This window comes from Streptomyces sp. NPDC007991 (assembly GCF_042958445.1).
Taxonomy (GTDB): domain Bacteria; phylum Actinomycetota; class Actinomycetes; order Streptomycetales; family Streptomycetaceae; genus Streptomyces.
Map to the genome: position 1 here is coordinate 85,830 of NZ_JBIBJD010000004.1, position 14,570 is coordinate 100,399.

12 protein-coding genes are annotated in these 14,570 nt (G+C 72.5%); 6 read left to right on the forward strand and 6 right to left on the reverse strand.

The features are described from left to right. Positions 1–84 precede the first annotated feature (84 nt). The 4 genes from ACFZDA_RS12080 to ACFZDA_RS12095 all read left to right on the forward strand — a co-directional run bounded on the left by ACFZDA_RS12080 (position 85) and on the right by ACFZDA_RS12095 (position 3,572). Positions 85–534 carry a DUF485 domain-containing protein gene (locus ACFZDA_RS12080; RefSeq protein WP_391078792.1) on the forward strand — a complete coding sequence of 150 codons (450 nt, stop codon included), beginning with the start codon at positions 85–87 and terminating at the stop codon, positions 532–534. Beyond that, complete coding sequence (locus tag ACFZDA_RS12085) at positions 528–2,123, forward strand: cation acetate symporter (RefSeq protein WP_391078794.1); 1,596 nt, start codon at positions 528–530, stop codon at positions 2,121–2,123. The genes ACFZDA_RS12080 and ACFZDA_RS12085 overlap by 7 nt, the downstream gene beginning before the upstream one ends. A 110-nt stretch (positions 2,124–2,233) precedes the next feature. Next, the gene (gene rpmF / locus ACFZDA_RS12090) at positions 2,234–2,404 is read left to right on the forward strand and encodes a 50S ribosomal protein L32 (protein ID WP_010043581.1); all 171 of its coding nucleotides are present in this window, start codon (positions 2,234–2,236) and stop codon (positions 2,402–2,404) included. Positions 2,405–2,408: 4 nt separating this feature from the next. Continuing rightward, positions 2,409–3,572 carry a GTP-binding protein gene (locus ACFZDA_RS12095; RefSeq protein WP_391078799.1) on the forward strand — a complete coding sequence of 388 codons (1,164 nt, stop codon included), beginning with the start codon at positions 2,409–2,411 and terminating at the stop codon, positions 3,570–3,572. On the opposite strand, the gene ACFZDA_RS12100 is transcribed toward ACFZDA_RS12095, so the two are convergent. Beyond that, complete coding sequence (locus ACFZDA_RS12100) at positions 3,562–5,637, reverse strand: NACHT domain-containing protein (RefSeq protein ID WP_391078802.1); 2,076 nt, start codon at positions 5,635–5,637, stop codon at positions 3,562–3,564. The genes ACFZDA_RS12095 and ACFZDA_RS12100 overlap by 11 nt on opposite strands. An 83-nt stretch (positions 5,638–5,720) precedes the next feature. On the opposite strand from ACFZDA_RS12100, the gene ACFZDA_RS12105 reads away from it, so the two are divergent. Together ACFZDA_RS12105 and ACFZDA_RS12110 are read left to right on the forward strand one after the other, a co-directional pair. Beyond that, on the forward strand, positions 5,721–6,719 hold the full coding sequence (locus ACFZDA_RS12105; protein ID WP_391078805.1) for an MsnO8 family LLM class oxidoreductase: 999 nt from the start codon (positions 5,721–5,723) through the stop codon (positions 6,717–6,719). A gap of 11 nt (positions 6,720–6,730) precedes the next feature. Beyond that, positions 6,731–9,079 carry an ATP-binding cassette domain-containing protein gene (locus ACFZDA_RS12110; protein WP_391078808.1) on the forward strand — a complete coding sequence of 783 codons (2,349 nt, stop codon included), beginning with the start codon at positions 6,731–6,733 and terminating at the stop codon, positions 9,077–9,079. 330 nt (positions 9,080–9,409) lie between these two features. On the opposite strand, the gene ACFZDA_RS12115 is transcribed toward ACFZDA_RS12110, so the two are convergent. The 5 genes from ACFZDA_RS12115 to ACFZDA_RS12135 form a co-directional block, all read right to left on the reverse strand. Further along, the gene (locus ACFZDA_RS12115; RefSeq protein WP_391080098.1) at positions 9,410–10,225 is read right to left on the reverse strand and encodes a 1-acyl-sn-glycerol-3-phosphate acyltransferase; all 816 of its coding nucleotides are present in this window, start codon (positions 10,223–10,225) and stop codon (positions 9,410–9,412) included. After that, positions 10,225–10,992, reverse strand: a complete 768-nt coding sequence (locus ACFZDA_RS12120; RefSeq protein WP_391078810.1) for a GNAT family N-acyltransferase — start codon at positions 10,990–10,992, stop codon at positions 10,225–10,227. The genes ACFZDA_RS12115 and ACFZDA_RS12120 overlap by 1 nt, the downstream gene beginning before the upstream one ends. A gap of 150 nt (positions 10,993–11,142) precedes the next feature. Beyond that, entirely contained in the window at positions 11,143–11,892 is a 750-nt protein-coding gene (locus ACFZDA_RS12125; protein WP_391078813.1) for a succinate dehydrogenase/fumarate reductase iron-sulfur subunit, read from the reverse strand. Next, entirely contained in the window at positions 11,889–13,835 is a 1,947-nt protein-coding gene (locus tag ACFZDA_RS12130; RefSeq protein ID WP_391078816.1) for a fumarate reductase/succinate dehydrogenase flavoprotein subunit, read from the reverse strand. The genes ACFZDA_RS12125 and ACFZDA_RS12130 overlap by 4 nt, the downstream gene beginning before the upstream one ends. Before the next feature lies 1 nt (position 13,836). Then, complete coding sequence (locus tag ACFZDA_RS12135) at positions 13,837–14,508, reverse strand: succinate dehydrogenase (RefSeq protein WP_391080101.1); 672 nt, start codon at positions 14,506–14,508, stop codon at positions 13,837–13,839. Positions 14,509–14,570 lie beyond the last annotated feature (62 nt).

The window sequence follows — 14,570 nt, forward strand, 5'->3', positions numbered from 1 at the left end:
CCTCCACCCTGCTCGAAAGCCGGACGAGACCACTGACTCGAAGGGGTCGAGTGCGGGGCACGAAGCAGCGAAGAAGGTGCGCCTGTGCCCGAATTTCCACCGCGACGGGATGACACTCCCACATTCCCGCTTCCGCACATCGAACACACTCCGCCGTCCCGGATATCCGAACATCCCGAATTCCACTCCCTGCGTCGCGCGCAGCGCCGGTTCGGCACGCGGGCGACGATCCTGTCCGTCGGCGGATTCCTGCTGTATGTGCTGTTGTCGAGTTTTGTGCCCGCGGTGATGAACCAGCCGCTGTTCGGCCACCTCACGATCGGACTCACCCTCGGTCTCGGCCAGTTCGTCATCATGGGCGTGACCGCGTGGTGCTACGTCCGGCACATGCGCACCCGCGTAGATCCGCTCGCCCGCGGCCTGAGGTCGCGGCAGCACGAGAACGACAACCGCCGTGCCCGCTCGGCGGCGGTGCCGCCCCAGGGGGCCGGGCAGCCCCTCCAGCACGGCACGAGGGGGTTCCGCTCGTGGTGACGCTCGCCGCCATCGACGACAGCAGCCTCCAGCTGACGTTCGTCCTGTTCCTGACCGTGGTCGTGATCACCCTGTTCACGGCTCTGCTGACGGCGCCTCAGCGCGACGAGATCAGCGAGTTCTACCTCGGCAACCGCGTCATGTCGCCGCTGCGCAACGGCCTCGCCATGTGCGGCGACTACCTGTCCGCCGCCACTCTGCTGGGCAGCACCGGACTGGTCGCCCTGACCGGGTACGACGGGCTGATGTACCTCGGCGGCACGACCGTCGCCTGGATGATGGTGCTGCTGCTCATCGCCGAACCGCTGCACCGCACGGGCAGGTTCACCCTGGGCGACACGGTGGCGCTGCGCCTGCCCCGGCAGCAGCGGCCGGTGCGGGTCGCGCTGGCCGTCTGCATCCTGGCGATCGCGACCCTCTACCTGGTGGCCCAACTCGTGGGCAGCGTCACCCTGTTGACCCAGTTCACCGGCGTTCCGAGCGGCACCACCCGCACCCTGTGCGTGGTCGTGATCGGCACCTTCGTGATCCTCTACGCCTCCCTCGGCGGCATGCCCGGCGCGACGGTCATCCAGATCATCAAGGCCGTGATGCTGATCGTGGGCGTGCTGTTCACCGCGGGCTGGGTGCTCTACCGCTTCGACTGGAACCCCAGCGCCCTGCTCGAAAGGGCGGCCGACCGCAGCGGAGCGGGCCTGACCTTCCTCGAACCCGGGCTGCGCTACGGCGGTACCGTCAGCAACAAGCTGGACTTCCTCAGCCTCGAACTGGCCATCGTCCTCGGCCTCGCCGCCCTTCCGCACGTGCTGATGCGGCTGCTCGCCCCGCGCAGCAGCGGCGTGCTGCGCTCCTCCGTGCTGTGGGCCGTCGGTCTCGTCGGCGCGGTCTGCTTCGGGGCCGGCATCCTCGGCCTCGGCGCCACCGCGCTCATCGGCCGGGACGCCATCGAGAGCACGGACCGCACCGGCAACGCCTCCGTCCTGCTGCTCGCGCACGAGCTGGGCGGCAGCGTCCTCACCGCGCTGCTGACCTGCCTGGCGTATCTGACGCTGCTCGCCGTGGCGGTGGGCCTCACCCTGGCCGCGGCCTCGTCGCTCGCGCACGACCTGTACAGCGAGGTGATCCGCAAGGGCCGGGCGAGCGAGACGGAGGAGCTGACCGTCGCCCGGCTGTCCGGGGCCGTCATCGGCATCCTCGGCATCCTGCTCGCCCTCGTGGCCTGGGGGGCGAACACCGCGACGCTCGCGTTCCTCGCCTTCGCCATCGCGGCGTCCGCGATCCTGCCGACGATCATCTACACCCTCTTCTGGCGCCGCTTCACGGCGAAGGGAGCACTGCTCAGCCTCTACGGCGGCCTGCTCTGCTCCGTCCTGCTCGCGGTGTTCTCCCCCGTGGTCTCCTCCGCCCCGGCCTCGTTCTACCCCGACGTCGACTTCGCCTGGTTCCCGCTCCAGAACCCGGGCATCGTCTCCATCCCCGTGGGCTTCCTGCTCGGCTGGCTCGGCACGGTGCTGGACAAGGGCCCGGCCGAGGACAGCACCACCCACGAGGAGTTCGAGGTACGGATGCTGGTGGGCGCCGACGACTGACGCACCGGACCGGGGCACCGGGCATGGGCACGAGGCACCGAGGCGCGAATTATTAATGGGATCCATTTTCATGTAGCGTCCTCGGTGCCTGCCCACCGAGGAGGAGACCCATGGCTGTCCCGAAGCGGAAGATGTCCCGCAGCAACACCCGTCACCGCCGCGCCCAGTGGAAGGCCGCCACGCCGACCCTGGTCCCGGTCACCGTCGACGGCGTCCGTCACCTGGTACCGCAGAACCTGGTGAAGGCCTACGAGCGCGGCCTGCTGCGCCCCGAGGGCTGACACCGTGTCGTACGCACGACTGCCCGTCACCGTGCTCTCCGGATTCCTCGGGGCGGGCAAGACCACCCTGCTCAACCACGTCCTGGCCAATCGCCAGGGGCTGCGCGTCGCCGTCATCGTCAACGACATGAGCGAGGTCAACATCGACGCGGCCCTGGTGCGCGGCGGCGAGGCCGCCCTGTCGCGGACCGAGGAACGCCTGGTCGAGATGACCAACGGCTGCATCTGCTGCACACTCCGCGACGACCTGCTGGACGAGGTGGACCGGCTCGCCCGCGAGGGGCGGTTCGACCACCTCCTCATCGAGAGCTCCGGCATCTCGGAGCCGATGCCCGTCGCGGCCACCTTCGCCTTCGCCCGTGACGACGGCGCGACCCTCGACGACGTGGCCCTGCTCGACACCATGGTCACGGTCGTCGACGCGGCCCATTTCCTCGCCGAGCTGGAGAGCGGCGACGACCTCGCCGAGCGGGGTCTCGCCCCGTACGAGGACGACGAGCGCACGGTCAGCGATCTTCTCGTCGACCAGGTCGAGTTCGCCGACGTCCTCATCCTCAACAAGCTCGACCTGGTCGACGACGACGCGGCGGCCCGGCTGCGGGCGGCCCTGACCCGGCTGAACCCGCTCGCCCGGCTGGTCCCGGCGACACACGGCCGGGTGGACCTCCGCCAGGTGCTCGGCACTCGCCTGTTCGACCTGGAGCGCGCCCAGCAGGCGCCCGGCTGGGTCCGGGAACTCAACGGCGACCACGTCCCCGAGACCGAGGAGTACGGCATCTCCTCCACCGTCTTCCGCTCCGAACTCCCCTTTCACCCCGGGCGGTTGTGGACGTTCGTCACGGCGGAACTGGACACCGGCACCTACGGGCGGGTCCTGCGCTCCAAGGGCTTCTTCACCCTGTCGAGCCGCCCGCACGTGACGGGCCTGTGGTCACAGGCCGGCTCCGTCGCCCGCTTCGAACCGTCCGCGGCCCGGGACGCAGACACCCCTTTCGCGCAGGAGCTGGTGTTCATCGGGACGGGTCTGGACGCGCAGGCCCTGCACGCCGCCCTGACCGGCTGCCTCGCGGCGCCCGGCGAAGCCCCTTCGGCCGACGACCCGTTCCCCGCCTGGGACACGTACGGCATCGACGAGGCGTGCGACCACGAGCACGCCCCTACGGCGTGACCACGGGATCCGGGTGAGCGGCGAGCCAGTGCTGTAGTTCGGCGTGGCGGAACTGGTAGGCGGGACCGGAGTAGCGCATGAGGCCCGCCGAGCAGGCCCAGTCCAGGAAACGGCCCAGCCGGAAGGGCAGCCGCCGGCGCGCACACAGCAGGAAGACCAGGTAGCGCCGCGCGGCGCTGAGGCCCGACGCCTGGCCCGAGGCGACCGCGGTGGCCGCCCCGACGACGAGGCCGGTGCTCGGCTGAAGCAGCAGGGCCACCGTGCCGCCGACGGCCAGCCCGCCGAACAGCCCGGTGGAGACGGCGTAGACGAGCCCGTAGACGGTGTCGTCGCGCAGCGCGACCGGAGGGCTGACGGCCGTCGTGGGCGCCGCCCCGCGCAGCCCGGCCGCCACGCTGAACCGGAAACCGGCGCCGAGCCCGGCCACCCAGCTGACGACCGTCCCGGTGGCCAGACCGGCCGTGGCGTGCCCGGCCGCCGCGATCGCCGCGCCGACCGCGAGCCCGGCGGCGACGCCGACGAACGTGGCGAGGACGGGGTTGACGACGAGGCGCAGCACGAACGGTCCGCGCAGGCCGGGCAGGTGCCGCTGCTGCCAGTCCAGCCTGCTGGGGCTGAGGGCGAGCGCGGCGGCCAGACCACACGCCACGGCCAGCGCCAGCACACTCGCGGCGGTCGCTCCCGGCTGAGGGGTCAGCCAGGCGGCGGGCAGGACCGCGCTGATCGTGCAGAACGTCAGCAGCGCGTCCGCCGCCCTCACCCGGCGCGGCCCCGCCAGCGGCCACAGGCCGTGCACGCTGATGTCGGTGGTCGGATAGGCCGTGGCGCCGGTCCCCGTCAGATGGCCCGTGAGGTGGTGCAGCCAGCGGTGGACCTGGGCCGGGCGGTAGTGGGGCGGGGCGGCGGCGGGTTCCAAGGCGGCCGGGATGTAACGGGCCAGCAGGTGCCGGTCGAGTGCGTCGGTGTCCTGCAACGCGAGCAGCTCGGCCGGGTCGCCGTGGTAGCGGTAGACGGTGGCGGTCAGACCGAGCCGCCAGGGGGTGGACAGGGCCTGCGCGTGCACGCCGGAGGGGTGGGCGGCGAGGTGGTCCAGCAGGGGCTGCCAGCGGGCGGGATCGTGGCAGCGGTCGCGCAGGTAGGTCAGCGCCGACTCGGACGCGACGGGCGAGATGACGACCAGCGCCGAGTCGATCAGGGGTTCACACGCCAGGAGCGCGTCGTAGTGCGCGATACGGCTGGTGAGGACCAGTGAGCCCGCTTCCAGGCCCTCCTGGTGGGCGTTCAGGTGCCGTACGGCGGCCCGGGCGCGGGGAGCGTCCGGGTCCGGCGAGCCGTCGCCGCGCGGGGGATCCATTTCGTCCAGGCCGTCCAGGACGGGCAGCACCATGCGGTGGGCGACCAGCTGCTCCGCCATGTCCCGGGGCCAGTCCAGGGTCTGTGTGAGGTGGTTCACCAGCATCTCGGACAGGGTGTGGGCGGTGTCCCACTGCGCCATGGGGATGCGCACGGGCACCGGGTCGCCGTCGGCTCGGCCCGCGGCCAGGGCCAGGACGAGCTCCAGGGCCAGGACCGTCTTGCCGGAGCCGGGCGCGCCGGCGATGACGAGCCGCCGGGGCCGCGTGGCCCTGAAGAACCCCGCGATGTCCGGGTCCGGTCCGGGGCTGCCGGAGTCGTGGAAGGTACGTCCCGCCGCCGGGGCCTCGGCCGCGCGTCCCGGCATCGCGCGCAGGGTGTAGCGCAGGTCGATGCGCCGGGTGTCCCGGCCGAGCAACTGGCGCCGCAGGTCACGCTCGTTGTCCTGCACCTGGACGGCCAGCATCGCCGCCCACTGGCGCACCAGCTCGGTGTCCGTACCCTGTACCGGGCGCCGCAGCGCCGCCACGGCGGCCAGCAGCCCGGCGACCGCGACGGGCAGCCCCAGCAGCCCGGCGGTGTCGGCCGGCCCGAGCCCGCCGCGCGCCAGCTGGAACACCGCGTACCCCGCGCTGGCCAGCAGCAACACCCCACCGATCACGGCCCCCGCCCGGCGCCGCTCCCGTTCCCGCCGTCCCCCGATCCCCGCCATGCTGTGCTCCCTACCCGCCTCCGGCACCGAACTCCCCGGCGGCAGGCCGGGAATCCCTGCGCTTCGCGGGTGTTGTACCTGAGGTGAGCTCAGTGATCGCGTCGACCCGTTTCTCCGTCCTCGACCGCTCCCGCACCCGCGAGGGGCACACGCATCCCGAGGCGCTGCGTGACACCGTGCGGCTGGCCGGGGAGCTGGAGGGGCTCGGGTACCACCGGCTGTGGGTGTCGGAGCATCACGGCGTTCCCGGGGTCGCCGGTTCCGCGCCGACCGTGCTGGCGGCGGCGGTCGCGGGCGCGACGCGGACGATCCGGGTCGGCACCGGCGGGGTGATGCTGCCCAACCACCGGCCGCTGGTCGTGGCCGAGCAGTTCGGGGTGCTGGAGTCGTTGTTCCCGGGGCGGATCGACATGGGGCTGGGACGGTCCGTCGGTTTCACGGACGGGGTGCGCAGGGCCCTGGGCCGTGACAAGGAGGACGCGGAGGACTTCGAGGCGCAGCTGCGGGAGCTGCTCGGCTGGTTCGGGGGCACCTCCCCGGCCGGGGTGCACGCCCGTCCCGCCGAGGGACTGGCCGTGCCGCCGTTCGTCCTGGCCATGGGCGAGGGCGCCGGCATCGCGGCCCGCCTCGGCCTGCCCCTGGTGATCGGCGACCTCCGCGACCGGGACAGGATGCGGCGCGGCATCGACCGCTACCGCGACAGTTTCCGCCCCTCGGCGTGGGCGAGCGAGCCGTACGTCGTCATCTCCGGCACGATCGCCGTGGCCGCCACACCCGAGCAGGCCCGGCGGCTGCTGATCCCCGAGGCCTGGTCCATGGCGTACTCCCGCACGCAGGGCACCTTCCCGCCCCTGCCGCCCGCGGAGCGCGTCGAGGCGCTCACCATGACGGGCAAGGAGCGGGGCTTGTACGAGTCCGGGCTGACCGGCCACATCGCCGGCACCGAGGAGCAGGTGGCGCACGAGCTGGAGACGGTGCTGAAGGAGACGGCAGCGCAGGAGGTCCTGGTCACCACCAGCACCTACGACCGCGAGGCGCTGCTGGACTCCTACCGGCGGCTGGCCGCGATCACCTCCGGTTAGAGTCGTTGCCCATGCACGACCCTCACGGCCCCCACGACCCGTACGTCCGTGTCCGCGGCGCCCGCGAGCACAACCTCAAGGGCGTCGACGTCGACATCCCCCGGGACGTGCTGGCCGTGTTCACCGGCGTGTCCGGCTCGGGCAAGTCGTCGCTGGCGTTCGGCACGATCTACGCGGAGGCGCAGCGGCGGTACTTCGAGTCGGTCGCGCCGTACGCGCGCCGGCTGATCCACCAGGTCGGCGCACCGAAGGTCGGGGAGATCACCGGTCTGCCGCCGGCCGTCTCGCTCCAGCAGCGCCGCGCGGCTCCGACCTCCCGCTCCTCGGTCGGCACCGTCACCAACCTCTCGAACTCGCTGCGCATGCTGTTCTCCCGGGCCGGCACCTACCCGTCCGGCGCCGGGCGCCTCGACTCCGACGCCTTCTCGCCCAACACGGCGGCCGGGGCCTGCCCGGAGTGCCACGGGCTCGGCCGGGTGCACCGTACGAGCGAGGAGCTGCTGGTCCCCGACCCGTCGCTGTCGATCCGCGAGGGCGCGATCGCCGCGTGGCCGGGCGCCTGGCAGGGCAAGAACCTGCGGGACGTCCTCGACGCGCTCGGGTACGACGTGGACCGGCCGTGGCGGGAGCTGCCCGCCGACGCGCGTGAGTGGATCCTGTTCACGGACGAGCAGCCGGTGGTCACCGTGCACCCGGTGCGGGACGCGGACCGCATCCAGCGGCCGTACCAGGGCACGTACATGAGCGCCCGGCGGTACGTGATGAAGACGTTCTCGGACTCCAGGAGTCCGGCTCTGCGGGCGAAGGCCGAGCGCTTCCTGACCAGCGCGCCCTGCCCGGCCTGCGGTGGCAGCCGGCTGCGGCCCGAGGCCCTGGCGGTGACGTTCGGCGGCCGGACCATCGCCGAGCTGGCGGCGCTGCCGCTGGCGGAGCTGGCCGCCGCGCTCGACGCGACGTCCCGGACCGCCCGGGTGCTCACCGACGACCTCACCTCGCGCATCGCGCCGGTCGTCGAACTCGGCCTCGGCTACCTGAGCCTGGACCGGCCCGCCCCCACTCTCTCCGCGGGCGAGCTGCAACGCCTGCGCCTGGCCACCCAGCTGCGCTCCGGCCTGTTCGGTGTCGTCTACGTCCTCGACGAGCCGTCGGCCGGGCTGCACCCGGCGGACACCGAGGCGCTGCTCGTCGTGCTGGAGCGGCTGAAGGCGGCCGGGAACTCGGTGTTCGTGGTCGAGCACCACCTCGATGTGGTGCGCGGCGCCGACTGGCTGGTGGACGTGGGTCCGCACGCGGGCGAGCACGGCGGGCGGGTGCTGCACAGCGGCCCGGTCGCCGCGCTGGCGGACGTCGGGGAGTCGGCGACGGCCCGCTACCTGTTCGACCGCTCCCCCGTTCCGCCGCGTGAGGTGCGCGCGCCGAGCGGGTGGCTGAAGACCGGTCCGGTCAGCCGGCACAACCTGCGCGGTGTGTCCGCCGAGTTCCCGCTCGGCGTGTTCACCGCGGTGACCGGGGTGTCCGGCTCCGGCAAGTCCACGCTCATCGGGGAGATCACGCGGGACACGGCCGGGGTGGGCCGGCTGGTCTCGGTCGACCAGAAGCCGATCGGACGCACCCCGCGCTCCAACCTCGCGACGTACACCGGCCTCTTCGACGTCGTGCGCAAGGTGTTCGCGGCCACCGACGGGGCGCTGGAACGCGGCTTCGGCGTCGGCCGGTTCTCCTTCAACGTGGCGGGCGGACGCTGCGAGACCTGCCAGGGCGAGGGGTTCGTCAGCGTGGAGCTGCTGTTCCTGCCGAGCACGTACGCGCCCTGCCCGGACTGCGGCGGAGCCCGGTACAACCCGCAGACGCTGGAGGTGACGTACCGGGGGCGGAACATCGCGCAGGTGCTGGATCTGACGGTGGAGAGCGCGGCGGAGTTCTTCTCCGACACCCCGGCCGTCGCCCGCAGCCTCGCCACCCTGCTCGACGTGGGCCTCGGCTACCTCCGCCTCGGCCAGCCCGCGACCGAGCTGTCCGGCGGCGAGGCCCAGCGCATCAAACTGGCGAGCGAACTCCAGCGCGGCCGGCGCGCCCACACGCTCTACCTCCTCGACGAGCCCACGACGGGCCTCCACCCGGCCGACGTGGACGTCCTGATGCGCCAGCTCCACGGCCTCGTCGACGCCGGGCACACCGTGATCGTCGTCGAGCACGACATGTCCGTCGTCGCGGGCGCGGACTGGGTCGTCGACCTCGGCCCGGGCGGCGGCGACGCGGGCGGCCGGATCGTGGCGGCAGGCCCGCCGGCGGACGTGGCACGCTCGGCGCGGAGCAGGACAGCGCCGTATCTCGCCCGCGCACTGGCCCAGGGCGGCTGAGGCCGGTCGGGGAACGACCGGTCCCGCCGCTGCCGCCGGACGGGAAGGGGGCGCCTGCGGCACAAGGGTCGTACCCCCACGAACCGGTCGACGGCGATGCCGTCGTGGGGCGGGCGGGTGGCGCGAGCGCGTGGCGCGGACGGCAGCGCCCTCGGTGCCGCGCGGCCCGCCGCGCACGGCGGGCCCCGTGCGGCGGCCGAAGGGGGGCGGCCGCTGCTCGCCGCCCTCGCCCGTGCCGCCGCCGTGGCCGGTCGCTGCGAGCGCCGGCTGACTGGCTCACCGAGCCCGCGGCGGGCCGGACACGGCACCGCCGCCGGACCGCTACGCGCCCTACGCCACCAGCACCGTGTGCGTCCACGCCGGCGCCGCCGTCTCCTGGGACTGTGCGGAGCGGGCGAGAGACCGGCGGTCAGGGTGGCTGCCTGGCAAAATGGCGGGCCGCACCTCGACCTCCGCGACCAGGCCGCGCGCCGACGCCACCCGCCACAGGGAGGCGAGCAGCGTGTCGTCGCCGACGAACGCGGGGGCCGTCGTGGGCGCTCCGTCGGCGTGCCGGTAGCCGAGCCGGACCGGCTGGACCGGCACCCCTGCGTCCAGGGCGGCCTGGAAGACGGCCCGGCGGAAGGTGCCCTGGGCCCGGCCGCACCAGGTGCTGCCCTCGGGGAAGGCCGCGACGGCGGCGCCCTCGCGCAGGGCCCGGGCGATACGGGCGACGGCGTCCGGGAGGGCCCGCAGCCGGTCCCGGTCGATGAACAGGGTGCCGCCGCGGGCGGCGAGCGGCCCGGCGACCGGCCACCGCCGTACCTCGGTCTTGGCCAGCATGCGGGCGGGGCGTACGGCGGCGAGCAGCGGGATGTCCAGCCACGAGATGTGGTTGGCGACGAGCAGCAGTCCGCCGGCGGGGACGGCGGCGCCGGTGACGCGGACCCGGACACCGGCGGCCCGCACGATCCACCGGCACCACCGACGGATCAGGGACGCCGGTATCCGGGCGCCGAGCGGTGACAGCGCGATCCCCGCGAGCAGCAGCAGGACGATCCCGGTGAGCCGGAGCACGGCACGCGGCACGGCACGCGCCGGCACCCCCGCCGGTGCCTCCACACAAGCCCGGGGCGTGCAGGGCGCGGTGGGCAGCCAGGCACTCATCACGCGGGCACGAGGGACAGGAAGTGCCGCAGATAGCGCGGGTTGACCCGGCTCATCGGCAGCAGCACGTACAGGTCGGCGACGCCGAAGTCCGGGTCGTGGGCGGGTTCGCCGCACACCCAGGCGCCGAGGCGCAGGTAGCCGCGCAGCAGGGCGGGCAGTTCGACGCGGGTGGCGGGCGCGGGGCCCGGGACCCACGGCAGCAGCGGCCGGACGCGGTACTCCGGCGGCGACAGGTGCCTGGCGCTCACCCGGTCCCAGGTGGCGGAGGCGAGGGCGCCGCCGTCGGCGAGCGGGACGGAGCAGCAGCCGGCGAGCCACTCGTGGCCCCGGTCGGTCATGTAGCGGGCGATCCCGGCCCAGATGAGGCTGATGACCGCGCCGTCGCGGTGGTCGGGGTGCACGCAGGAGCGGCCGACCTCGACGAGCTCGGGGCGGATGCCGGCGAGGGAGCCCAGGTCGAACTCGCTCTCCGAGTACAGCCGCCCGGCGACCGCCGCGCGCTCCGGCGGCAGCAGCCGGTAGGTGCCGACGACCTGGCCGGTCGTCTCCTCGCGTACGAGCAGGTGGTCGCAGTACGCGTCGAACGGGTCGACGTCCAGCCCCGGTTGGGCGCCGGCGAGCAGGGCGCCCAGTTCCCCGGCGAAGACGTCGTGCCGCAGCCGCTGTGCGGCACGCACGTCCTCCTCGTTCCGGGCGAGGGCGACGGTGTAGCGGGTGGGGGCCGTGGGCTGCGCGGGACGGTCGACGGTCAGTACGCCGGTCATGGCTCTCTCCTGGTCACGGGCCGGGGCGGCGAGCGGTGCCGCCACCCCCTGTTGTGCCCATGCCGACTGACCACCGCGTGACCACTGCCAGGAGCGCGGATGCCGAAACGCTGAATGCCAGAGGTGCGACGCCCACCCGCACCCGGCGTACTACCGCTTGCCCACCCGCCGAGTAGCCCGCAACCACTCCTTGTTCATGCTGGTGATGGACATCAGCGGAATCCCCTTGGGACAAGCCGTGGCGCACTCCCCGGCGAGCGTGCACCCCCCGAACCCCTCCTCGTCCATCTGCGCCACCATGTCCAGCACCCGCGTCTCCCGCTCGGGCGCCCCCTGCGGCAGCACATTCAAGTGGTTGACCTTGGCGGACGTGAACAGCATCGCCGCCCCGTTGGGACAGGCCGCGACACACGCCCCGCACCCGATGCACTCGGCGTGCTCGAAGGCGAAGTCGGCATCCGGCTTGGGCACCGGCGTGGCGTGCGCTTCGGGAGCCGCACCCGTGGGCGCGGTGATGTATCCACCCGCCTGGATGATCCGGTCGAACGCCGAACGGTCAACGACCAGGTCCTTGATCACCGGGAACGCCGACGCCCGCCACGGCTCGATGTCGATCGTGTCGCCGTCCTGGAACGACCTCATGTGCAGCTGGCACGTGGTCGTCCGCTCGGGCCCGTGCGCATCGCCGTTGATGACGAGGGAGCACGCGCCGCAGATGCCCTCGCGGCAGTCGTGGTCGAAGGCGACCGGGTCCTCGCCCTTGAGGATGAGCTCCTCGTTGAGGGTGTCGAGCATCTCCAGGAAGGACATGTCCGGGGAGATCCCGTCCACCTCGTACGTGGACATGGCGCCTTCGGCGTCGGCGTTCCGCTGCCGCCAGACGCGCAGGGTGAGCTTCATGCGTAGCTCCGCTGGGTGGGGTGGACGTACTCGAAGACCAGGTCTTCCTTGTGCAGGGTCGGAGCCTCGCCGGTGCCGGTGAACTCCCAGGCGGCCGCGTACGCGAACTCGTCGTCCTTGCGGGCCGCTTCGCCGTCGGGCGTCTGGGACTCCTCGCGGAAGTGGCCGCCGCAGGACTCTGCGCGGTGCAGCGCGTCGAGGCACATCAGCTCGGCCAGCTCCAGGTAGTCGACGACGCGGTTGGCCTTCTCCAGCGACTGGTTGAACTCCTCGCCGGTGCCGGGCACCTTGATGCGCCGCCAGAACTCCTCGCGGATCTGCGGGATGCGCTCCAGTGCCTTGCGCAGCCCCGAGTCGGTGCGCGCCATGCCGCAGAACTCCCACATGAGTTCGCCGATCTCGCGGTGGAAGGAGTCGGGCGTGCGGTCGCCGTCGACGGACAGCAGCAGGTGGAGCCGGTCCTCGGTCTCGGCCAGCACCTCCTGGACGACGGGGTGGCCGGCGTCGACCTGCTCCTTGTGGGGGTTGCGGGCGAGGTAGTCGTTGATGGTCGCCGGGAGCACGAAGTAGCCGTCGGCCAGGCCCTGCATCAGCGCTGAGGCGCCGAGCCGGTTGGCCCCGTGGTCGGAGAAGTTGGCCTCGCCGATCGCGAACAGGCCGGGGATGGTGGTCTGGAGGTCGTAGTCGACCCACAGGCCGCCCATCGTGTAGTGCACGGCGGGGTAGATCCGCATGGGTACCTCGTACGGATCCTCGTCGGTGATCCGCTGGTACATGTCGAAGAGGTTGCCGTACTTGGCCTCGACGGCGCCCCGGCCCATGCGTTTGATGGCGTCGGCGAAGTCCAGGTACACGCCCTGTCCGCCGGGGCCGACGCCCCTGCCCTCGTCGCAGACGTTCTTGGCGGCGCGGGAGGCGATGTCGCGCGGCACCAGGTTGCCGAAGGACGGGTAGACGCGCTCCAGGTAGTAGTCGCGCTCGTCCTCGGGGATCTCGCCCGGCGGGCGGTTGTCGCCCCTTGCCTTCGGCACCCAGATGCGGCCGTCGTTGCGCAGCGACTCGCTCATCAGCGTCAGCTTGGACTGGTGGTCGCCGGTGCGTGGGATGCAGGTGGGGTGGATCTGGGTGAAGCAGGGGTTGGCGAACCAGGCGCCGCGCCGGTGCGCCCGCCAGATCGCGGTCGCGTTGGAGTTCATGGCGTTCGTCGACAGGTAGAAGACGTTGCCGTAGCCGCCGCTGGCCAGCACCACCGCGTCCGCGAAGTACGTGTCGATCTTGCCGGTGACGAGGTCGCGGGCGACGATTCCGCGCGCCCGCCCGTCGACGACGATCAGGTCGAGCATCTCGGTGCGCGGGTGCATCTCGACGTTCCCCGCGGCGATCTGCCGGCTCAGGGCCTGGTAGGCGCCGAGCAGCAGTTGCTGTCCCGTCTGGCCGCGGGCGTAGAAGGTCCGCGAGACCTGGACGCCGCCGAAGGAACGGGTGTCGAGCAGACCGCCGTACTCGCGGGCGAACGGCACGCCCTGGGCCACGCACTGGTCGATGATCTCGACGGAGATCTGCGCGAGGCGGTGGACGTTGGACTCGCGGGCCCGGAAGTCGCCGCCCTTGACGGTGTCGTAGAACAGCCGGTGGACGGAGTCGCCGTCGTTGCGGTAGTTCTTCGCGGCGTTGATGCCGCCCTGCGCGGCGATGGAGTGGGCGCGGCGCGGGGAGTCCTGGTAGCAGAACTGGACGACGTGGTAGCCCTGTTCGGCGAGGGTGGCCCCGGCGGAGCCGCCGGCGAGGCCGGTGCCGACGACGATGACGGTGTGCTTGCGCCGGTTGGCGGGGTTGACCAGCTTGGCCTCGAAGCGGCGCTTGTCCCAGCGCTCGTGGACGGGGCCCTTCGGGGCCTTGGTGTCGGCGACCGGTTCACCGGTCGTGTAGTCGGTGTAGGTCATGTCAGCTCACCACTCCGGTCATGACGCCCACGGGTACGGCGATGAACCCGGCCGTGAGCAGCAGCGCGAGAACGTTGGCGACGGTCTTCAGCGCACGGTCGCGGGTGCGGCTGCCGGCGCCGAGGGTCTGGGCGGCGCTCCAGAAGCCGTGCCGGATGTGCAGGCCGAGCGCGAGCATCGCGACGATGTAGATGACGTTGCCGTACCAGGTGGAGAAGGTGTCCACGACGTTCTGGTACGGGTGGCCCTCCTGGAAGCCGCCCGAGTGCACGGTGCCGGTGGTCAGGTCGAGGATGTGCCAGACGATGAACAGGCCGAGGATGATCCCGCCCCACCGCATGGTCCGCGTCGCGTAGCTCGCGCGCGGCTTCTTGTGGACGTACTTGCTGGGCCGTGCCCTGATGTCCCGGCGGCTGAGCTGGTACGCGGAGACGCCGTGCGCGACGACGGCGACGACCAGCACGACGCGGATCAGCCACAGCGTCCATTCGTAGTGCATGAACGGTTCGCCGACCGTGCGCAGCCAGTGCCCGTACGCGTTGAACTCGCCGGCCCCGAAGTAGATCTTCAGGTTTCCGATCATGTGGGCGACCAGGTACAGCAGCATGATCAGCCCGCTGACCGCCATCACGGTCTTCTTGCCGACGGTGGAGTCCCACACGGTGCGTGCGATGGACGGCCGTCGGTCCGTCCGCGTTGCCAGAGCCATGTCACAGCACGCTACGGACGCGGAGC